The organism is Vibrio caribbeanicus ATCC BAA-2122, assembly GCF_000165125.1.
GTDB classification, from domain to species: Bacteria; Pseudomonadota; Gammaproteobacteria; order Enterobacterales; family Vibrionaceae; genus Vibrio; species Vibrio caribbeanicus.
This window is the reverse complement of sequence record NZ_AEIU01000083.1, coordinates 115,148-136,553: the sequence shown is the minus strand read 5'-3', so window position 1 is coordinate 136,553 and position 21,406 is coordinate 115,148. Positions and strand designations below refer to the sequence as shown.

17 protein-coding genes are annotated in these 21,406 nt (G+C 42.7%); 9 read left to right on the top strand and 8 right to left on the bottom strand.

The annotated features are described in order from the left end of the window. Nucleotides 1-12: 12 nt before the first annotated feature. Both mrcB and hrpB read right to left on the bottom strand, forming a co-directional pair. Nucleotides 13-2,358, bottom strand: a complete 2,346-nt coding sequence (mrcB, locus tag RH40_RS13610) for a penicillin-binding protein 1B (protein WP_009602141.1) — start codon at nt 2,356-2,358, stop codon at nt 13-15. Continuing rightward, nucleotides 2,355-4,844 carry an ATP-dependent helicase HrpB gene (gene hrpB, locus RH40_RS13605; protein WP_009602140.1) on the bottom strand — a complete coding sequence of 830 codons (2,490 nt, stop codon included), beginning with the start codon at nt 4,842-4,844 and terminating at the stop codon, nt 2,355-2,357. Before hrpB ends, mrcB begins: the two co-directional genes overlap by 4 nt. 20 nt (nt 4,845-4,864) lie before the next feature. Here hrpB and sfsA point away from each other — a divergent pair, with 20 nt between their 5' ends. From sfsA to panC, 7 genes are all read left to right on the top strand, one after another. Further along, on the top strand, nt 4,865-5,578 hold the full coding sequence (gene sfsA, locus RH40_RS13600) for a DNA/RNA nuclease SfsA (RefSeq protein WP_009602139.1): 714 nt from the start codon (nt 4,865-4,867) through the stop codon (nt 5,576-5,578). Nucleotides 5,579-5,709: 131 nt separating this feature from the next. Then, nucleotides 5,710-6,156 (top strand): RNA polymerase-binding protein DksA, encoded by a 447-nt coding sequence (gene dksA / locus RH40_RS13595; protein WP_009602138.1) that lies wholly within the window; start codon nt 5,710-5,712, stop codon nt 6,154-6,156. A 71-nt stretch (nt 6,157-6,227) separates the two neighbouring features. Further along, complete coding sequence (gluQRS, locus tag RH40_RS13590; RefSeq protein WP_009602137.1) at nt 6,228-7,118, top strand: tRNA glutamyl-Q(34) synthetase GluQRS; 891 nt, start codon at nt 6,228-6,230, stop codon at nt 7,116-7,118. Between the two features lie 86 nt (nt 7,119-7,204). Further along, complete coding sequence (gene pcnB / locus RH40_RS13585; protein ID WP_009602136.1) at nt 7,205-8,560, top strand: polynucleotide adenylyltransferase PcnB; 1,356 nt, start codon at nt 7,205-7,207, stop codon at nt 8,558-8,560. After that, nucleotides 8,560-9,045 (top strand): 2-amino-4-hydroxy-6-hydroxymethyldihydropteridine diphosphokinase, encoded by a 486-nt coding sequence (gene folK / locus RH40_RS13580; RefSeq protein WP_009602135.1) that lies wholly within the window; start codon nt 8,560-8,562, stop codon nt 9,043-9,045. The genes pcnB and folK overlap by 1 nt, the downstream gene beginning before the upstream one ends. A gap of 23 nt (nt 9,046-9,068) precedes the next feature. Continuing rightward, nucleotides 9,069-9,863 carry a 3-methyl-2-oxobutanoate hydroxymethyltransferase gene (gene panB / locus RH40_RS13575; RefSeq protein WP_009602134.1) on the top strand — a complete coding sequence of 265 codons (795 nt, stop codon included), beginning with the start codon at nt 9,069-9,071 and terminating at the stop codon, nt 9,861-9,863. Between the two features lie 11 nt (nt 9,864-9,874). Beyond that, complete coding sequence (gene panC / locus RH40_RS13570) at nt 9,875-10,765, top strand: pantoate--beta-alanine ligase (protein ID WP_009602133.1); 891 nt, start codon at nt 9,875-9,877, stop codon at nt 10,763-10,765. A 194-nt stretch (nt 10,766-10,959) separates the two neighbouring features. Here panC and RH40_RS13565 read toward each other — a convergent pair whose 3' ends face one another. Together RH40_RS13565 and RH40_RS13560 are read right to left on the bottom strand one after the other, a co-directional pair. After that, nucleotides 10,960-11,730: an ABC transporter permease gene (locus RH40_RS13565; RefSeq protein WP_009602132.1), complete on the bottom strand. Its 771-nt coding sequence runs from the start codon at nt 11,728-11,730 to the stop codon at nt 10,960-10,962. Between the two features lie 6 nt (nt 11,731-11,736). Then, complete coding sequence (locus tag RH40_RS13560; RefSeq protein WP_009602131.1) at nt 11,737-12,654, bottom strand: ABC transporter ATP-binding protein; 918 nt, start codon at nt 12,652-12,654, stop codon at nt 11,737-11,739. A gap of 206 nt (nt 12,655-12,860) precedes the next feature. Here RH40_RS13560 and can point away from each other — a divergent pair, with 206 nt between their 5' ends. Further along, on the top strand, nt 12,861-13,529 hold the full coding sequence (gene can, locus RH40_RS13555) for a carbonate dehydratase (RefSeq protein ID WP_009602130.1): 669 nt from the start codon (nt 12,861-12,863) through the stop codon (nt 13,527-13,529). A gap of 52 nt (nt 13,530-13,581) precedes the next feature. On the opposite strand, the gene hpt is transcribed toward can, so the two are convergent. Then, nucleotides 13,582-14,109, bottom strand: a complete 528-nt coding sequence (hpt, locus tag RH40_RS13550; RefSeq protein ID WP_009602129.1) for a hypoxanthine phosphoribosyltransferase — start codon at nt 14,107-14,109, stop codon at nt 13,582-13,584. A gap of 328 nt (nt 14,110-14,437) precedes the next feature. On the opposite strand from hpt, the gene RH40_RS13545 reads away from it, so the two are divergent. Continuing rightward, nucleotides 14,438-15,049, top strand: a complete 612-nt coding sequence (locus RH40_RS13545) for a LuxR/HapR/OpaR family quorum-sensing transcriptional regulator (RefSeq protein WP_009602128.1) — start codon at nt 14,438-14,440, stop codon at nt 15,047-15,049. A gap of 92 nt (nt 15,050-15,141) precedes the next feature. On the opposite strand, the gene lpdA is transcribed toward RH40_RS13545, so the two are convergent. The 3 genes from lpdA to aceE all read right to left on the bottom strand — a co-directional run bounded on the left by lpdA (nt 15,142) and on the right by aceE (nt 21,402). After that, nucleotides 15,142-16,569 carry a dihydrolipoyl dehydrogenase gene (gene lpdA, locus RH40_RS13540; protein WP_009602127.1) on the bottom strand — a complete coding sequence of 476 codons (1,428 nt, stop codon included), beginning with the start codon at nt 16,567-16,569 and terminating at the stop codon, nt 15,142-15,144. 254 nt (nt 16,570-16,823) lie between these two features. Next, the gene (aceF, locus tag RH40_RS13535; RefSeq protein WP_009602126.1) at nt 16,824-18,713 is read right to left on the bottom strand and encodes a pyruvate dehydrogenase complex dihydrolipoyllysine-residue acetyltransferase; all 1,890 of its coding nucleotides are present in this window, start codon (nt 18,711-18,713) and stop codon (nt 16,824-16,826) included. Between the two features lie 19 nt (nt 18,714-18,732). Further along, complete coding sequence (gene aceE / locus RH40_RS13530) at nt 18,733-21,402, bottom strand: pyruvate dehydrogenase (acetyl-transferring), homodimeric type (protein ID WP_009602125.1); 2,670 nt, start codon at nt 21,400-21,402, stop codon at nt 18,733-18,735. Between the last annotated feature and the right edge of the window lie 4 nt (nt 21,403-21,406).

Here is a 21,406-nt window from a genome sequence, read left to right as displayed (position 1 = left end):
GCAAAGCATCATTTACCAATCAAAAATACGTTTTAACCATGTCGCTGACGTATCTTGGCAACCATTCTTTAAATTACCGTGAATATCCCAAACAGGTAAGGTAAGCTCACTCCCACAGTCAACATCTAGGTTTCCATTAGATGTTTTTGAAAAGTGCTGGCTTCTAATATCTTGAGGCCATGGTAACGTCAGCTTTTCGGGAATACGCTTTGATAGATATTCAGCGTATACGCGCAGCGCACCGCTAGCACCAGTCAGTTTGGTAGGCTTATTATCATCGCGCCCTAACCAAATCGTGGTCACCTCACGACCATCGATACCAACAAACCAGCTATCACGAGTATTATTACTTGTGCCTGTTTTGCCAGCTAAGTTAGCCCAACTAAAATTAGCTTGCAAATACCGCCCGGTTCCCTCTATCACTCCTCGCTTCATTGCATAAGTTGTCAACCACGCGGCTTGTTGATCAACAACCTGGACCGCTTTAGGTATAGACTGAAAAAGAATATTACCCTCAAGATCAACCACAGAACGAAGGGCGGATAACTCCGCTTTCTTACCCGAGTTAGTCAAAGTTTGATACATTTGAGCGACTTGAAAAGGCGTCAATGTAAATGAACCTAAAAACATCGATGGGACAGGACGGATCTCGTTTTTATCAATCCCTAATTTTTCAAACGTCTTTACCACTCGATAAATACCAAGCTGCATTCCCAGCTCAACGGTGGGCACATTAAGCGACTTGGCCAGCGCAACATACAAAGGAATATCGCCTCTGTACTTTCTGTCATAGTTTCTTGGTGACCATGTATTTCCCTTATTGCCTTTTAAATGAATCGGCTTGTCATGCAGCGTTGTTGCCAAAGAGTACTTTTCAGGTTGCGCCAATGCAGAAAGATACACTGCTGGTTTAGCGAGGGATCCAATTTGTCTACTCGCATTTAGAACTCGGTTAAATCCATCATATCCGGTTCGTTTACCTCCAACCATGGCACGAATTTCTCCGCTATTTCGGTCGACAGCGATTGCGGCTCCCTCTAATTCTTGGCCCGCTGTTCTTGAAAGCTGTGGCACCTTGGTGCTGATAGCATCTTCAAGTTCTTGTTGTGAGACCGGATCAAGTGAGGTAAATACTTTCAAACCTATGTCACGAGTAAACCTGTCACCTAACTTTTGCTCAAGCTCTCGTCTTATCTGCTGAAAGTAAGCAGGTTGCAGATCAGCGATTTGAGGATTACTTTGTATATCTAAATCACGACTCGCTGCCATCTCGTACTGATGGGCAGACAAGATATCTTGCTGCATCATCAAACGCAGTACTAAATCGCGGCGTTCTCTAGCACGCTCAGGGTAACGTATCGGGTTGTAATAAGAAGGCCCTTTTACCATTCCCACTAGTAAAGCCAATTGATCAATTCTTAACTCTTGGATCGGTTGGCCAAAGTATAAACGAGAAGCCAAACCAAAACCGTGGATAGCTTGACCACGACTTTGTCCCAAATAAACCTCATTTAGATACGCTTCAAGAATACGATCTTTGCTGTACCGATAATCCAAGATAAGAGCGATATAGGCCTCGCGTAATTTGCGCCACAAGGTACGATCACTAGATAAAAATATATTCTTCGCAAGTTGTTGAGTAAGCGTACTGCCACCTTGAACGGTTCTTCCCGCTCGTATATTGGCAAATAAGGCTCGAGTAATTGCAACAGGAGATACACCATCGTGCTGATAGAAGTAACGGTCTTCTGTGGCAAGTAATGCATCAACCATCACTTCCGGAAATTGTTCTCTGCGCAAGAACAGGCGCTGTTCACTTTGTGTTTTGTCCAACATTCCTAAAAGCTTAGGTTCTATTCTTAGATACCCGAGATTGGCTTTTTTTTCTAGTGACTCAATACGCTCAAGGTGACTTGCAGCAAAATGCAACATCACGTGTCTATCAGGCTCTGGCCCATCAGTAAATTCAAATGGGCGTCTAATAATTTCAATTTTTGTGCTCGATGAAGAAAATTCCCCAGGGTAGCGCGGTTGTCGTACTTTACGGTAATTCAATGCATCCAGTTCATTACGTACCTCTGCAATCGTAATATTATCACCAGGGGCAAGATGCAAAATTCTCGCATATACGACGGTTGGGAGGTCAAAAAGTTGCCCTTCAAAGCGCTGTTTTACCACACTATCGAGATAAAAACCGACAACGAGCATCACTGCAGCTAATGCTAATGAACATTTCCAAACCAGCCCCCAAAATAGCGCTAGCCAGCCTTTATTCTGTTTTGTTCCTTTAGGTCTTTGTGACTTTTTTCGACTCGTTTTCGCTTGCTTTCTTTTCGTCACTGATGTTTTCCGGGTCATGATTTAAAATGCCGTTTGGTTTTAGTGGTTGCTACATGCTCTGCTGGGTTATCAGGCCAGATATGTTTTGGGTAACGTCCTTTCATCTCTTTTTGTACATCTTGGTATGAGCCTGCCCAAAAACTTGCCAAGTCTTTAGTCACCTGTAGGGGGCGCCCTGCCGGCGATAATAACTCCAACACTAAAGCCTGCTTTCCTTTTGCAATCATGGGAGAAGACTTTTCACCGAAAACTTCTTGAATACGTACAGCCAAAGTAGGTGCACAACCCTCTTTATATTGAATTTTAATTCTGCTTCCTGTTGCTAACTGGTAATGTGATGGCAGCCATTCATCGATCATTTTATTCAAAGGCCATCCCAAAAAAGCGTTGAAAACATCATAAAGATCGATACTCTGCAACTGAGATAAAGTATGAATATCAATCAGGTATGGTGAAAGCCAATTCTCAATACTATCTAATAGTCCTTGTTGCGAAAAATCTGGCCATGGCTCCTCTGGTAACCAAGATTGAGCGCATCTTATCCTCTCCAACATATCCTGGCTTTTTGTGTCCCAACCTAGCACCGATAACCCTTCTCTTTGAACAAGATCAAGTAAAGCTTGAGTTATTTTTGCCCGATCAGGTGCAGGCAATGACTTACGCTCTATAATGAGGCGACCACATTTTAATTGAACTTCAGCACAAAGTGTTCCTTTATTTCGGTTCCAGAACAAAACCTCATCTTCAGCAAATAGGCTAGGACAAAATATTTGCAAAGCGTCGATATCGAGTTCAATAGCAGAGCTGACAATAGTTCTTTGATGGGTTGTTCTTATCAAGTCAAGAACAACAAGGTATCGGCTTCCCGCCAATTTTTCTTCATCTGAGATCGTAACACCCTGGCCATTGGAGAGTAAGAACTCCCCATATTGATCCACCCGAGCCTGAGCAATTCTATCCGGAAATGCAATCGCCAGCAGCAAGCTAACTGTTCTGTGTTCAAACTGCTCCATGTTAAAGGAACAACCCAAATCATGAGCAATTTTCTCTGCCCTACGAGCAACCAACTTTTGCTTACGATGCATAGCAGATTCAAAACGTGACACACTATGACTAAAATCGATGTTTTTTTCTGGTTCTTCAAGAAGTGCCGCTATTAGAGAAGCCGTTACCCGAGTATCAGAGTCAAAACTTAACATTGCTCCGATTCTGGGCTCTAAACCAGAATGACTGACCATGCTGCCTAGCTCGGTAAGTTTACCTTTGTAATCAATCACGCCTAATGCAACAAGGAGTGACCTAGCTTGAGCAATTGCTGATTGAGGCGGACAATCCAACCATCTTAAATCCTCTGGGTTAGTAACACCCCACTTCGCCAAATCAAAAACTAAATTTGAAAGCTCTGATGTAAGAATTTCAGGCTTAGGTCTGCTAGGTTGTTGGTTAAGTTGCTCTAAGCTATAAAGGCGAACGCACACACCGGCAGTCATTCTTCCAGCACGACCAGCTCTTTGCTCAGCAGAAGACTGAGCGATTTTTTTTTGCTCAAGTTTGGTTATACCACTCTTTAAATCAAACTTAGCGACACGCTCATAGCCACTATCAACAACTAAGCGAATCCCTTCAATAGTCAGAGATGTTTCGGCTATATTGGTTGCAAGAACCACTTTTCGCTGCCCTTCTTTGCTTGGAGTAATGGCCATCTGCTGTTGATGAAAATCAAGCCCACCGTGCAAAGGACATACTTGAATACTTTCATCCAAATATTGAAGCTTTTGTTCTACAACCTTAATCGAAGATATGCCCGGCAAAAATACCAATATAGAGCCTTGATCGTTGTTCAATAACCAACGAACTTGCTTTGCCACATGATCTTCTAGGTTTTGATTCTTAGGTATTGGTGAGTAACGGTATTCAACCGGAAAACTTCTTCCGTGAGATTCAATATATCGAGCATCAGGCAACAATTCTTTTAGTGCTGCGTGATCGAGCGTTGCCGACATTACTAGCAATTTCAAATCATCACGCAACACTTCTTGAATATCTAGACAAAAAGCCAATGCAGTATCTGCATGCAAACTTCTTTCATGAAATTCATCAAATACTATCAGCCCTATACCTTCAAGTTCTGCATCAGCATGGATCATACGTGAGAGGATTCCCTCCGTGACCACCTCTAACTTCGTATTTTGGCCAACATTTGTCTCTCCCCGAATACGATAGCCAATACGTTTTCCTATCTTCTCCCCAAGTTGCTCAGCCAAGTAGTAAGCAATGCTTTTGGCAGCCAAACGACGAGGTTCAAGCATGATAATTTTGCCTTGAATCGCATTCTGTAAAATTAATTGAAGAGGAAGGTAGGTAGACTTTCCTGCCCCAGGTGGCGCTTTCAAAATCAATGTTTGGTTTGACTTTAGCTCTGAAATTATGGGTGAGATAACTTTCTCTATGGGCAACTGTGACAATGGAAAAACCTTATGTTTTAATACAATGTAATTGTACATAAAAGCGCATTTTCTCCCAAATGAAGTTCTTACCTCCACTGAAACAAGCTACATTAATACAGCGCTACAAACGCTTCCTTGCTGACATTAAACTGCCGTGTGGCAAAGAAAAAACAATACACTGTGCCAATACAGGAGCTATGACTGGCTGCGGTAGTAAAGGAGACACAATTTGGTATTCCACATCCAGCAACCCAAAACGCAAATATCCCAACAGCTGGGAAATAACTCAAAGCTCTGAGGGGCATAAAATTTGTGTTAATACGGCCAGAGCCAATCAATTAGTAATTGAAGCGATTAAGTCCAACAGAGTCAAAGAACTGCTTGGATACCAAGAAATTCAGACTGAAGTCAATTATGGTATTGAAAATAGTCGGATTGATATCTTGCTCAAATCAGAAAATGAACCAAACTGCTATATAGAAGTCAAAAGCGTCACCTTATTGAGCGAAGACGGTCAAGGATACTTTCCTGACTCAGTAACGACAAGGGGCCAAAAGCACCTTAGAGAATTAACAGAAATGGCACAATCTGGAAGCAGAGCGGTACTTTTCTTCACTGTTTTACATTCAGGGATTGAAAAAGTCGCCCCTGCACACCATATAGATGCCAAATATTCACAATTATTGAATTATGCCATAGAACATGGTGTGGAAGTACTGTGCTACAAAGCAGAGTATTCAACTAATGAAATAGAGCTTGTTAGGCCGATCAAATTTAATGCTGCGCAATAAAGATGATATGGGCTGCACATTGACAACAAGTTTGACTGTCATTAGTTGCCACTAAAGGTTCTTTTTGCTATAGATACCCGCCTTAAACTAACTGCGAGCGCAGTTGACTAGGTGTTAGTAGGAGATGCTGCATGCCAGAATCAAAGAAAAAAGCGCTAGGCATTCTAGCCATTGCAGGGGTAGAGCCATATCAAGAGAAAGCAGGTGAAGAGTATATGTCATCTGAACAACTGGCTCATTTCACGAAAATTCTTTCAGCTTGGCGTAACCAACTGAGAGAAGAGGTCGATCGTACGGTGCATCATATGCAAGATGAAGCGGCCAATTTCCCCGACCCAGTCGACCGAGCTTCTCAAGAAGAAGAGTTTAGCTTAGAGCTGCGTAATCGTGATAGAGAACGACGCCTGATAAAAAAAATCGAAAAAACACTGAATAAGATTGAAGAAGACGATTTCGGCTTCTGTGAATCATGCGGAATCGAAATTGGTATTCGACGCCTTGAAGCACGACCAACCGCAGATCTCTGTATCGATTGTAAAACACTCGCAGAAATCAAAGAAAAACAGATGCAAGGTTAACACCAGCACATTGTGCCTAAATTCATTAAGGGAGCGCTTGCTCCCTTTTTGATTGTTAAGATGATTATGCTATGACCTACAAAGGACGTTTCGCTCCATCCCCTTCTGGCCCATTGCACTTTGGATCCTTAATTGCGGCACTGGGAAGCTATTTCCAAGCTAAATCCCAACTAGGTCAATGGCTTGTGAGAATTGAAGATTTAGACCCTCCAAGAGAAATGCCCGGATGTGCCAAACTTATCCTAAAGACACTTGAAGAGTACCACTTAGAGTGGGATGGTGATATTCTCTATCAAAGTAAGCGCCACGATATCTACCAAGAAAAGATTGATTCTTGGCTTAATTCAGGTCAAGCCTACTATTGCGAGTGCACGAGAAAACAAATTAAAGCCCAAGGTGGTTTTTATAAAGGAATTTGTCGTGATAAAAAATTGACCAATAGTCAGGGATGCGCTGTACGCCTTCATACTCCAGAACCTGTCTATCAATTCAACGATATTAAGCACGGGGAGCTGACCATTAATCCTGCTTTAGCCAAAGAAGACTTCATTATCAAACGACGTGATGGCCTCTTTGCCTATAACTTAGCCGTTGTTTTGGATGATTTGGAGCAAGGGATAACCGAAGTAGTCAGGGGAGCAGACTTGATAGAGCCAACAGGAAGACAGATCAGTTTATACAAGCTGTTAAAAAAGACACCAGTTTCCTATCTCCACCTCCCTTTAGCTCTTGGAAATGACGGCCAAAAACTCTCTAAGCAAAATCATGCAAAAGGTATCCAAAATGATAATAAAAAAGTTTTGCTGATTGATGCTATGAAATTTCTGGGTTTTCACATCGAACCAGACATGTACAATGCTAGAATGGATGAGATTATATCCTGGGGAGTGAAAAATTGGAGTATTTCTATGCTTCCAAAGTCAACGGGCAGTATCCCCTTATTCTCAAACCGCTCACTGTAGGCTATTATTAGCCGCAAATTCGCCCCGATACGGGTTTTGAAAACTGGACTCAAGTAAGATTGAATACCAATCATAGCCACAAGCACATGAATAAAAATGAATATACGTCCGGCGCGTCATCAGCCGCTTCTGATATCGCCCTAAATATTATTACTCGCCAAGAGCACAGCATCTCGCGCAAAAAGATCAGTGATAATGCATTGAAAGTACTATATCGACTTCATGGTGCAGGCTTTGATGCTTTCCTGGTCGGTGGCGGAGTAAGGGACTTATTGCTGGGGCAAAATCCAAAAGATTTTGATATTGCCACCAATGCGACGCCAGAACAAATACGTCAGTTATTTAAAAACTGCCGTTTAATTGGCCGTCGATTTCGCCTCGCGCACATTATGTTCGGTCGTGATATTATAGAAGTCGCGACTTTTAGGGGACATCACCAAGAACCAAGTAAAAACGTCTCCCAGCAGTCTAAAGACGGAATGCTACTGCGTGATAACGTTTATGGTAGCATCGATGAAGACGCTGAGCGCCGAGACTTCACTGTCAACGCAATGTACTATAACATTGGCGATTACTCTATCCATGACTACGCGTCTGGTGTAGAGGACTTAGAAGACAAACTAGTTCGCTTAATTGGCGACCCTGAAACACGTTACCGTGAAGACCCTGTGCGAATGCTCCGAGCCATTCGCTTCGCTGTGAAACTTGACTTTGATATTGAAGAAGACACCGCAGAACCGATCGAGCGGCTAGCACTTCTGCTCCAAGACATCCCTGCAGCACGTCTTTACGAAGAGTCGCTTAAAATGCTCCAATCTGGATACGGCCTCGAAACTTATCATTTGATGAGAGAGTATGGCCTATTCCAGCAGTTGTTTCCTACCATTGCCGAATACTTCACTGATGACTACTCCTCTATGACAGAGCAAATGCTTGATCTCGTCCTAGATTCGACCGATCAGCGTCTAGAGGACGGGAAAAGAATTAACCCAGCATTTATGTTTGCCGCTATGCTTTGGTATCCATTACAAGAAAAAGCAAAACATATCAGCGAACAACGACAAATATCCATGTATGACGCAATAATGGAAGCAAGTAATCACGTACTTGATGAGCAAGTTCGCAGTATTGCGATACCAAGGCGCCACACCGCAACAATACGAGAAATCTGGCAACTACAAATACGTTTATCCCGTCGCCACGGAAAGCGAGCTTTCCGACTGATGGAACTGAATAAATTCCGCGCTGGTTTTGACTTTCTCGAAATGCGGGGAGAAATCGAACAAGGTGAAACTCTTGAACTTGCCAAATGGTGGGAAACATTCCAAAACTCGGGACGTAATGTCCGTCAAGCGATGGTGTCAGATTTAGATTCTAGTAATGAAGGACATAACAATCGTCGAAAAAGGAACTACCGCAAAAAAAAGAACAAGGCTAGTTAATGAATACCGTTTTTATTGCTGTGGGCAGCAATCTTAATGATCCCATTTCACAAGCTCTCGACGCCATCGAGAGCTTGAAATCTTTACCTCAATCTCAATTCATCCGAGCCTCTTCCTTGTATTCAAGCAGCCCTATGGGTCCACAGGATCAACCTGACTACATCAATGCTGTCATTGAAATAGAAACTTCTCTTACTCCAATAGAATTGCTTAATCAAACTCAAGCCATTGAGCTTGGTCAAGGACGAGTTCGTAAAGAGGAACGCTGGGGAGCAAGAACCCTAGATCTAGATATCTTACTTTACGCTCAAGAAGTGATAGAATCAGAACGCCTGACGGTTCCACATTATGGAATGAAAGAGAGAGAGTTTGTGATCTATCCGCTTTTAGAAATAGCGCCTAACTTATATCTCCCATGTGGGACCAAACTAAAAGAACTGACTAAAGCAGTCCCCCTCAATGGTCTACATATTTGGCAAGCTTAGCCAACCTTCTTAAAGGAACAATGATGACTAAAATTTCTATCAATGATCTCGTAAAATGGAAGCAAGAAGGCAGAAAATTTGCCACGTTAACCGCTTACGATGCCAGTTTTGCTCAACTTTTTGAAAGCCAAGAAATTCCCGTTCTTTTGGTCGGAGACTCCCTTGGAATGGTGCTACACGGAGCAACAAGTACCCTGCCCGTTACCGTAGAAGATGTTGCTTACCATACTCGCTGTGTTCGAGCAGGAAGCCCCAACTGCCTACTGCTAGCAGATATGCCCTTTATGAGCTTTGCTACACCTGAGCAAGCTTGTCACAATGCAGCACAATTGATGCGTTCTGGTGCCAACATGGTGAAAATCGAAGGTGGAGACTGGCTAATTGATACAGTAAAAATGCTCACGGAACGGGCGATTCCTGTCTGCGCTCATCTCGGGCTAACTCCTCAATCAGTCAATATCTTTGGTGGTTTTAAAATCCAAGGCAAAGAGCAAGATAAAGCAGACCGCATGGTTCGAGATGCACTGGCTTTGCAAGAAGCAGGAGCTCAAATGATTGTCTTAGAGTGTATTCCGAAAGAACTAGCAGCAAGGATCACCGAAGTGTGTGATATCCCTGTCATCGGAATTGGAGCAGGTAACGTGACGGATGGCCAGATCCTTGTAATGCACGACATGTTCGGTATATCGGCCAACTACATGCCAAAATTTTCAAAGAACTTTCTTTCAGAAACGGGAGACATGAGAAAAGCCGTATCCCTCTATAAGGAAGAGGTTGAAAAACAGCTCTTCCCTGATGAAGCGCATACAATTGCTTAAGGAAACATATAATGCAAATTTTCGCTGAAGTCACTCCAATTAGAGACCTTATCATAAAAAGCAAAAAGGAAGGCCAAAAAATCGCATTCGTCCCAACGATGGGAAACTTGCACGAAGGTCACCTGACTCTGGTAAAAAAAGCCAGAGAGCAAGCAGACTTCGTTGTGGTAAGCATCTTCGTCAACCCTATGCAATTTGAACGTAGCGACGATCTAAACAGCTACCCGAGAACCTTGGATGAAGACTTAGAAAAGTTAGCCGCAGAGGGCGTCAATGCTGTCTTTACTCCAACCCCTGATACCATTTACCCTGAGGGCGTCGACTCTCACACTATGGTTGAGGTACCGGTTTTATCCAGCATATTAGAAGGCGCTTCTCGACCTGGACATTTTCGTGGTGTTGCAACTGTGGTATCAAAGCTCTTTAATATCGTACAGCCTGATATAGCGTTTTTCGGTGAAAAAGACTTTCAACAGTTAGCTGTGATTAGGAAAATGACTCACGATATGGCTTTGAACATCGAAGTCATTGGTGTACCGACTGTTCGAGAAATGGATGGCTTGGCTATGAGCTCTCGGAATGGTTTGCTAACGATTGATGAACGTCAAAGAGCTCCTGTTCTGGCACGCACTATGCGATGGGTTAGCAGTGCTGTAAGAGGAGGAAGACATGACTATGCCTCTGTCATTGAAGACGCCACTGACCAATTGCGAGCAGCAGGTTTGCAATCGGATGAAATATTTATCAGAGACGCACGTACACTCATGGCTATTGATGAGAATACAACGCAAATTGTCATATTAATGTCTGCATTTCTTGGCAAGGTGAGATTGATTGATAATCAGGTCGTAGATCTCAGCCCAGAACCAAAATTAGACGAAGAAAATTCTGACGTCGAATAACTCATAAAGGGGGGAACATCTCCCCTTTAAACCCACGCGACTTGAAAAGGAAAATAACGCAGCGGAATGGTTGGCTCTTACCAAGTGGTTTGGCGATGAGATCAATGCTGTGGAATACTCCCAAAGAGCAAGTTGTCTTGCCTGTAAATCAAGCTATTTTCCTACACTTATCATCTTGAGGTTATTTGGGGATATCACGAACGCAAACCAATACCTGCTTTAATCAAGTAATGTGCAATTGCGTAGAGAACCACAACGAAACCGCCCAAAACAGTAAACGATACGCCAATACTGACATCTGAAACACCAAGAAAACCATAGCGAAAAGCATTGACCATATAGATGATCGGGTTGATCTTAGACACACTTTGCCAGAACTCTGATAACAGACTTACCGAATAAAAAACCCCACCCAAATAAGTCAAAGGTGTGAGGACGAAAGTAGGAATAATTGAAATATCATCAAACGTTCGCGCATATACGGCATTAATTAAACCGCCCAGAGCAAACACAATCGACGTCATGAGCACTGTAATCAGCAATATTCCCCAATGATAAATACTCAAATCAACAAAAAACAGCGACACCCCTGTAACAATAATACCGACCAGAAGCCCTCGCACCACACCTCCCATTACGAACCCTAAAATAATAATGTAATTGGGAATAGGAGCGACCAAAACTTCCTCGATACTTTTCTGAAATTTTGAGCTAAAAAAGGAAGAAGCAACGTTTGAATATGAATTGGTGATCACGGACATCATAATCAGACCAGGAACAATATACTCCATATAGCTAAAACCACCCATTTCACCGATTCGAGAGCCAATCAAGTGCCCAAATATGACAAAATAGAGAGTCATTGTAATTGCAGGAGGAACCAAGGTTTGAACCCAAATTCGACTGAAACGAGAAATTTCCTTGGTTAGTAAGCTTGTGAATGCTGTCCAATAAAGTTGATGCATTGTTTTCTATAAAGCCTCATCTTGAACAATTTTGACAAATAGTTCTTCCAATCGATTCGCTTTATTGCGCATTGAAAGTACCGTGATTCCCTGTTGCGTGAGTTGATGAAAGACGCCATTTAAGCCTTGGCTCTTATCCATTTCAATTTCAAGAGAACCATTGTTAAATACTTGACGTTTTACTCCCTCAAGTGGCTTATCAAGACGCTGACACTCTACATCTAAAATAAATGTTTCAACATCCAGTTGAGCAAGTAAATTCTTCATTGTCGTGTCTTCGATCAATTCACCTTTGTTTATAATACCAATATGTCGGCAAAGCATCTCTGCTTCCTCGAGGTAATGCGTTGTCAAAATAATCGTTATTCCCTCTACCTCATTTATCTCTCTAAGAAACTGCCACATCGAGCGTCTAAGCTCAATATCAACTCCCGCCGTTGGCTCATCTAAGATAAGTAGCTTAGGTTCATGCATCAGAGCTCGCGCAATCATAAGCCGACGCTTCATTCCACCCGACAAGTGGCGTGAGCGCTCTGATCTTTTATCCCACAGTTCAAGCTTGGTAAGGTACTTTTTTGCTCTCTCACGAGCAATATGTCTCTTTACTCCGTAATAGCCCGCCTGCTGCATAACAATTTGTTCTACTGTCTCAAAAGGATTGAAGTTAAATTCTTGGGGTACTAGACCTAAATTTTGCTTTGCTAGTTCAAGATCGGTATCGATATCAAAACCAAAAACACGAACCTTTCCAGATGTTTTATTGACGAGCGAGGAAATCACACCGATTGTGGTCGATTTACCTGCACCATTAGGCCCAAGCAAAGCATAAAAATCGCCTTCCATAACCTTTAAACTCACTCCTTTTAGAGCTTCAAAGCCTCCAGAGTAAGTCTTGCGCAAATGTTCAATCTCTAATGCATTCATGCTGAGTACATCGCTAACTAAATTAATTTATAGCTTCACAGTCTATCTCTGAGTGGCGACATTCTCAATGACGGTGAATGAAAACAACCTTTACTTGGGTATATCTCAGTGTGACACGTCAGATGAGTACAACTAGGCTCAAAATCTTGTCGATATAATGGTAGCATTATGAGCAGTTTCAAAGCACTTCTAAGGGTTAGATTAAGATGCCAGAGATTAAGAAATTATTTGAGAACAACTCACAATGGTCGAAGTCTATAAAAGATGACAACCCGGAATACTTCGCTAAGCTTGCCGAAGGACAAAGTCCTGACTTTTTATGGATAGGCTGCTCCGATAGCCGAGTGCCTGCTGAACGATTGACAGGGCTCTATTCCGGAGAACTATTTGTTCATCGAAATGTTGCTAACCAAGTAATACATACGGATTTGAATTGCCTATCTGTTGTCCAATATGCGGTGGATGTTCTCAAGGTAAAACATGTCATTATTTGTGGGCACTACGGTTGTGGCGGCGTTAAAGCATCGATAGATAATCCGCAACTAGGCCTCATAAATAACTGGCTACTTCACATACGCGACCTGTATTTGAAACATAAAGATTATCTGGATAAGCTTCCAGAGAATACACGAGCCGATAAGCTTGGAGAGTTAAACGTTGTTGAACAAGTCTACAACCTTGCAAATTCGACCATAATGCAGGGAGCTTGGGAACGTGGACAAGATATTGAAATTCACGGTGTTATTTATGGTATAGGTGATGGCAAACTACAAGATCTCGGTGTCAGGTCGAGTTCGAAAGAAAGTGTGGAAAGCTCATATCAAAAAGCCTTAAGTACTGTTTTAAATTCAGAACATAAGCTGCTTTGTAAGTAATACATGAAAGTAAACCTCACGTCTTTGATAAAAAGAGTGAGGTTTAACTACACTACTCGGGTATGACCTTACCAATAAAAGGTAAGTGGCGGTATTTTTGGGCATAATCTATACCAACACCAACCACAAACTCATCGGGGATTTCAAATCCGATCCATTTAACATCTACATCCACTTCCCTGCGAGATGGCTTATCAAGTAAGGTACAAATTTGAATGGAATTTGGCTCTCGTAAACTCAGAATTTCTTTAACTTTATTCAATGTATTTCCGGTGTCAATGATGTCTTCAACCAGCAACACATCTTTACCTTTAATATCATCATCAAGATCTTTGAGGATACGAACATCTCTTGAACTTTCCATTGCGTTTCCGTAACTAGAAGCTGTCATAAAATCAACTTGATGAGTCAAATTGATCTTTCTAGCGAGATCCGCCATGAAAACAAATGAACCACGTAATAAGCCAACCAATACTAAGTTATCACTACCTTGATAGTACTCTTCGATTTGTTTGCCTAATTCATTCACTCGGTCTGAGACTTCTTGTTCAGAAATCATCACTTCTACTCTATGTTTCATTTTTTTCTCGCGTTAGCACTGAAAAGGATGGGTCAGTTTTCTTCTGTTTGGCTAGTTTAGCACTGTATTTTGCTCAAGAAAAAACACCTGCTTAACATAATTGCCAAATAACAGCTTTCATCTTATTGATCCCTCGCACGATATTAATAAAAGTGATTATAAAATAAGCTGAAAGCATTGACCTTCTTCATATGCACCATTACACTCATGGTGAGTCAGCAAATTATAAAAAAATAAATAGGGTAAAAACCCAAAAACGAGGTAAAAGCCAAAAATATGGCACACCTCTTACTAATTATAAACAACTCATTTGGCAAGGAAATTTACTATGGATTCTATAACTAAAAGAACGCGTACGCGTCTATCTCCTCAAAAAAGAAAGCAACAGCTAATGGAAATCGCGTTGGAAGTGTTCGCTCGTCGCGGCATTGGACGTGGGGGTCATGCTGATATCGCTGAAATAGCGCAGGTCTCAGTCGCCACTGTGTTCAACTACTTCCCAACTCGTGAAGACTTGGTTGACGATGTTCTAAATTATGTTGTTCGTCAATTTTCTAACTTTCTCTCTGACAACATAGATTTAGATCTACATGCTAAAGACAATCTAACTAATCTAACATCTGCAATGATAGAACTAGTAATTAAAGATTGTCACTGGCTAAAAGTATGGTTTGAATGGAGCGCATCAACGCGTGACGAAGTTTGGCCTCTATTTGTGACAACGAATCGTACCAACCAGTTATTGGTACAAAACATGTTTATTAAAGCAATAGAACGTGAAGAAGTTTGTAAAGAGCACGATCCAGAGCAACTAGCAACCTTGTTCCACGGTATTTTCTACTCGTTATTCATTCAAACTAATCGTACTCAAAACGAAGCAGAGATGAAGAAGCTTACAGAAAGCTACCTAAATATGCTTTGTATCTATAATCATAGCTAAGCTCGATTAGAACTAATAAAAGCCTGCTCATTGAGCAGGCTTTTTTATTATGTAAAAAAACCGCAGATATCTGCGGTTTTAAATCAAAAAGATTATTTCTTTTTCTTCGCTTTCGGGTTTGGTAAGTCTGTGATCGTGCCCTCAAAGACTTCTGCAGCAAGACCCACTGATTCGTGTAATGTTGGATGAGCATGAATGGTTAAGGCAACATCTTCTGCATCACAACCCATTTCAATAGCAAGACCAATCTCACCTAACAGCTCACCACCATTGGTACCAACGATCGCTCCACCAATGATACGATGCGTGTCTTTATCAAAGATGAGCTTTGTCAAACCATCAGAGCAGTCAGATGCAATTGCACGCCCCGATGCTGCCCACGGGAAGGTTGCTGTCTCGTAATTGATCCCTTCAGCCTTCGCTTCTTTCTCAGTCTTACCAACCCAAGCAACTTCAGGTTCAGTATAAGCGATTGAAGGAATAACTTTAGGATCAAAGTAATGCTTCTTACCCGCAATAACCTCAGCAGCCACATGAGCTTCGTGCACACCTTTGTGTGCAAGCATAGGTTGACCTACAATATCACCGACTGCGAAAATATGAGGAACATTGGTGCGCATTTGCTTATCAACATTGATGAAACCACGCTCATCAACTTCCAAACCCGCTTTGGCTGCGTCTAAGTTTAGTCCGTTTGGTACACGACCAATGGCAACTAAAACTGCATCATAGCGTTCAGGTTCCGCAGGTGCTTTCTTGCCTTCCATTGAAACATAGATGCCATCATCTTTCGCTTCAACGGCTGTCACCTTAGTTTCAAGCATTAAGTTGAACTTGTTCTTAATGTGCTTTGTGAAAACTTTGACAATGTCTTTATCTGCAGCAGGGATTACCTGATCAAACATTTCAACAACATCAATTTGTGAACCCAATGAATGGTATACTGTTCCCATCTCCAAGCCGATAATGCCGCCACCCATGATAAGAAGCTTTCCTGGAACTTCTTTAAGTTCCAATGCATCTGTTGAATCCCAAATACGTGGGTCTTCATGTGGAATAAATGGTAATTGAATTGGACGTGAACCTGCAGCCACAATCGCGTTGTCAAAGTTAACAACCGTTTTACCGTCATCACCTTCAACTTCCATCGAATTAGGGCTGGTAAATTTACCATAGCCATTAACTACCGTGACTTTACGCATTTTCGACATGCCGCCAAGTCCACCTGTAAGTTGACTAACCACTTTCTCTTTCCAGCTACGTACCTTATCAAGGTCCATCTTCGGCGTACCAAACTCGATACCGTGTGCTGAAAGCGCCTTCGCTTCTTCGATAACTTTAGATACGTGCAATAAAGCTTTTGATGGGATACAACCCACATTTAAACATACACCGCCCAATGTGGTATAACGTTCAACAATAACAGTTTCTAGACCTAAGTCTGCACAACGGAAGGCGGCGGAGTAACCAGCAGGCCCCGAACCAAGTACTACTACTTGGGCTTTAATTTCTTTGCTCATTTCGACCTCTTGTAGTCATTATCCCTAACAGGCTGAGTGGGGTTGATTTTTTAAAAATCAGTCCGTTTTTTCTAAACATTTATTTTCAGACCACATCCAGTTTACAGAGATGTAAATGGTGTGAAAAGTAAATCCATTTGACCTGTGAGCTAACCGACAATTCATTGACAGAACCCTGTTCAGTATATTTTCTGTCAGCGACTCATCGACCAATTATTCAACTTAGGGGAGGGGTTCCCTCCCCTAACCATTAATTAAAGAACTAGACGACGGATATCAGATAGTGCCGCATTTAAATAAGTAATGAAGCGTGCGCCTTCTGCACCATCAATCACGCGGTGATCGTACGATAAAGAAAGAGGCAACTGTAAACGAGGCTCAAATTCTTTACCGTTCCATACTGGTTTCATTTCAGACTTAGATACGCCAAGAATACCAACCTCTGGTGCATTCACGATTGGAGTGAATGCAGTGCCACCAATGCCACCCAAGCTTGAAATGGTAAAGCAGCCACCTTGCATATCTGCAGCTGTCAGTTTTCCTGCACGCGCTTTTTTCGAAACAACCATAAGTTCTTCAGAAAGCTCGTAAATACCTTTCTTATTGACATCCTTAAATACTGGTACGACTAAACCATTAGGTGTATCAACAGCGATACCAATATTGACATATTTTTTCAGGATGAGGCTCTCTCCGTCATCAGACAAAGAAGAGTTGAAAGCAGGGAAGGCTTCAAGTGCTTTAGCCGCGGCTTTCATAATAAACACCAATGGTGTTATCTTCATTCCAGAGTCTTTCTTCGCCTCGATAGCGTTTTGCTCTTTACGGAAAGCCTCTAGCTCTGTGATGTCAGCATTGTCCCACTGAGTCACATGCGGAATCATCACCCAGTTTCGATGTAGATTCGCGCCAGAGATTTTCTTAATGCGTGATAGAGCTTGAACCTCAGTTTCACCAAATTTACTGAAGTCTACTTTTGGCCAAGGTAAGAGCCCTAACGCTGAGCCGTCTCCGCTACCAGAAGCTGCCGTGCCAGATTCAAGACGCTTAAGCGCTTCTTTCACATAAGCTTGAACATCTTCTTTTAGGATACGACTCTTACGGCCAGTACCTTTGACTTTAGCAAGATTGACACCGAACTCACGAGCCAAGCGACGTACAACTGGTGAAGCGTGGGAGTACTCACTGTTTTCTTGGAAGTCACCCGTCGCTGCTGGCGCTGCCGCAGATGGAGCCACAGGAGCTGGCTTAGGAGCAGGAGCTTCAGCAGACGCTTGTTTTGGTGCCGCGACAGGTGCAGGTGCAGCACCAGCAACTTCGAACACCATAATAAGAGAGCCAGTTGAAACTTTATCGCCTGTAGCGATCTTAATTTCCTTAACAGTACCAGCGAATGGTGCTGGTACTTCCATCGATGCTTTGTCACCTTCGACAGTGATTAACGACTGCTCTTCATCAACAGTATCGCCCACTGCAACCATGATTTCAGTGACTTCAACTTCGTCTCCACCGATATCTGGAACATTAACTTCTTTTTCAGAAGCTACCGCAGGTTGAGAAGCCGCTGCAGGTGCAGTAGCAACCGTCTCTGCAGTTGAAGCAACAGCTTCACCAGAACCTGCTGTTTCAAAAACCATAATCAGAGAACCCGTGGAAACTTTATCGCCTGCGGCAACTTTAATTTCTTTCAGTGTTCCAGCAAAAGGAGCAGGTACTTCCATTGAAGCTTTGTCACCTTCAACGGTGATCAATGATTGCTCTTCATCGATACTATCACCGATCGCAACCATGATTTCAGTCACTTCAACTTCATCGCCACCGATGTCTGGCACATGTATTTCTTTAAGTTCTGATGCCGTTGCAGCTGGAGCAATTGTCGCTTCAGCTGGAGCAGGTGCTGCAGCGGCTGCACCCTCAGCTTCGAAAATCATGATTAGAGACCCAGTTGAAACCTGATCCCCTTCTGTAATCTTGATCTCTTTTACGATACCTGCTGTCGATGCGGGTACTTCCATAGAAGCTTTATCGCCCTCAACAGTAATTAAAGACTGTTCTTCCTCAACCTTGTCGCCAACGCTTACAAGAATTTCAGTAACTTCAACCTCATCCGCACCAATATCTGGTACATTAATTTCGATTGCCATTTCTTTTCTACCTTATTTATTAAGCGTACAGCGGGTTAGTTTTCTCAGTGTCAATGTCGAACTTTTTGATAGCTTCAGAAATCACTGATTTATCAACCTTTCCAAGCTTCTCAAGTTCTGTTAGTGCTGCAACAACAACGTAGCCTGCATTAACTTCGAAGTGACGACGCAAATTCTCACGACTATCTGAACGACCAAAGCCGTCAGTACCAAGAACTTTATAAGACTCAGATGGCATAAATGCACGAACCTGATCTGCATAATTCTTCATGTAGTCTGTCGCTGCAATCGCGGGTTCTTTACCCATCAACTTCGTAATATAAGGAACTTGAGCCTTAGCCTCTGGATGTAGCATATTAAAGCGCTCTGCTGCCTGTCCATCGCGAGTGATTTCATTAAATGAAGTAACAGAGTAGACATCAGAAGCGATGCCGTATTCTTCACTTAAGATTTGTGCCGCTTTACGAACTTCATTCATGATGGTTCCAGAGCTCATCAATTGAACTTTGCCTTTACCACGTTTTCCAGAATGGCTCTCAAGTTTATAAATACCTTTACGAATACCTTCTTCTGCACCTTCAGGCATAGATGGCATCGCATAGTTTTCATTCATCAGTGTCAGGTAGTAGAATACATTTTCTTGATTCTCACCGTACATCCGACGAATACCATCTTGCATTATTACCGCCACTTCGTAAGCAAATGTTGGGTCATACGAAATACAGTTAGGAATAGTACCAGCCATGATGTGTGAGTGACCGTCTTCATGCTGGAGTCCTTCACCGTTTAGTGTCGTACGGCCTGCGGTTGCACCCAGTAAGAAGCCACGAGCTTGTTGATCCCCCGCCATCCAAGCCATATCACCAACACGTTGGAAACCAAACATGGAGTAATAAATGTAGAATGGGATCATAGGCAAATCGTTGGTCGAGTACGATGTTGCAGCTGCAACCCAAGATGCCATTGAGCCAAGCTCATTGATACCCTCTTGAAGTACTTGTCCAGACGTATCTTCTTTGTAGTACGAAACAACACCGCGATCCTCAGGAGTGTATTCCTGGCCGTGCGGGTTATAGATACCAATTTGACGGAATAGGCCTTCCATACCAAATGTACGTGCTTCATCACAAATAATTGGCACTACATTTTTACCTATACCTTTATTCTTAAGAAGAATATTCAAAGTACGAACGTATGCCATCGTGGTAGAAATTTCACGCTTTTGTTCATTCAGTAGCGGTGTAAATTCCTCTAGCTCTGGGACTGCGAGATCTTGGCTAAATTTAGGTGTGCGTTGTGGTGTGTAACCTTTAAGCGCTTTTCTACGCGCGTGAAGGTACTCAAACTCTGCTGAACCTTCTTCTAATTTCAGATAGCGAAGTTCTTTCACTGCATCATCAGTAAGAAGTTCCTGCAAGCCAAGACGATCACGTAATTGAAGAACGTGGGTCATATCCATCTTCTTCACTTGGTGCGCGATATTTTTACCTTCAGCAGCTTCACCCATGCCGTAACCTTTTACGGTTTTCGCTAGGATGACGGTTGGACGGCCTTTCGTCTCTTCTGCATTTTTGTATGCAGCATAAAGTTTCGACGACTCGTGACCACCACGTTTCAGTGCAAAAATCTCAGCATCTGTCATATCTGCAACAAGTGCTGCTGTTTCAGGGTATTTACCAAAGAAGTGCTCACGCACATACGCACCGTCTTTTGCTTTGAATGTCTGATAATCGCCATCGATAGTTTCATTCATTAGCTGAAGAAGCTTGCCTGTTGTATCTTTCGCCAACAGAGAATCCCAGTTGTTGCCCCAGATAACCTTAACAACGTTCCAGCCAGCGCCTTTGAATAGACCTTCCAACTCTTGGATGATCTTACCATTACCCATAACTGGGCCGTCTAGGCGCTGTAAGTTACAGTTAATTAGGAAGCACAAGTTGTCTAGCTTCTCTCGAGCAGCAAAAGAGATAGCACCACGTGATTCAGGTTCGTCCATCTCACCATCACCGAGGAACGCATATACTCGTTGTTGAGAAGTATCTTTCAGGCCACGTCCATCTAAATACTTCAAGAAACGAGCTTGATAGATCGCAGAGATTGGACCAAGACCCATTGATACCGTTGGGAATTGCCAGAATTCAGGCATCAATTTAGGGTGAGGGTATGAGGGAAGACCTTTACCATCGACTTCTTGACGGAAATTATCCAGTTGGTCTTCAGTGAGGCGGCCTTCAACAAAAGCACGCGCATAAATACCAGGAGAGATGTGTCCCTGATAATAAACCAAGTCACCACCGTCCTGCTCATTTGGCGCACGGAAGAAGTGGTTAAAACAGGTCTCATAAAAGGATGCTGATGACTGATAAGACGCCATATGACCGCCTAAGTCCAGATCTTTTTTCGACGCGCGCAGAACGATCATAATCGCGTTCCAGCGAATGATTGAGCGGATGCGGCGCTCAAGTGTCGTGTCACCTGGGTAAGCAGGTTCTTGATCTGCAGGGATCGTGTTGATGTAGTTGGTTGTAATACCCGTTGGCATATCAACACCGTCTAAACGTGCTTTGTCTAGAACTTGCTCTAATAAGAACTGAGCACGTTCTACACCTTCTTCACGAACAACTGACTCAAGTGCTTGTAACCATTCTTGAGTTTCCAGTGCATCTACGTCATGCTTCATATCAGACATGGCG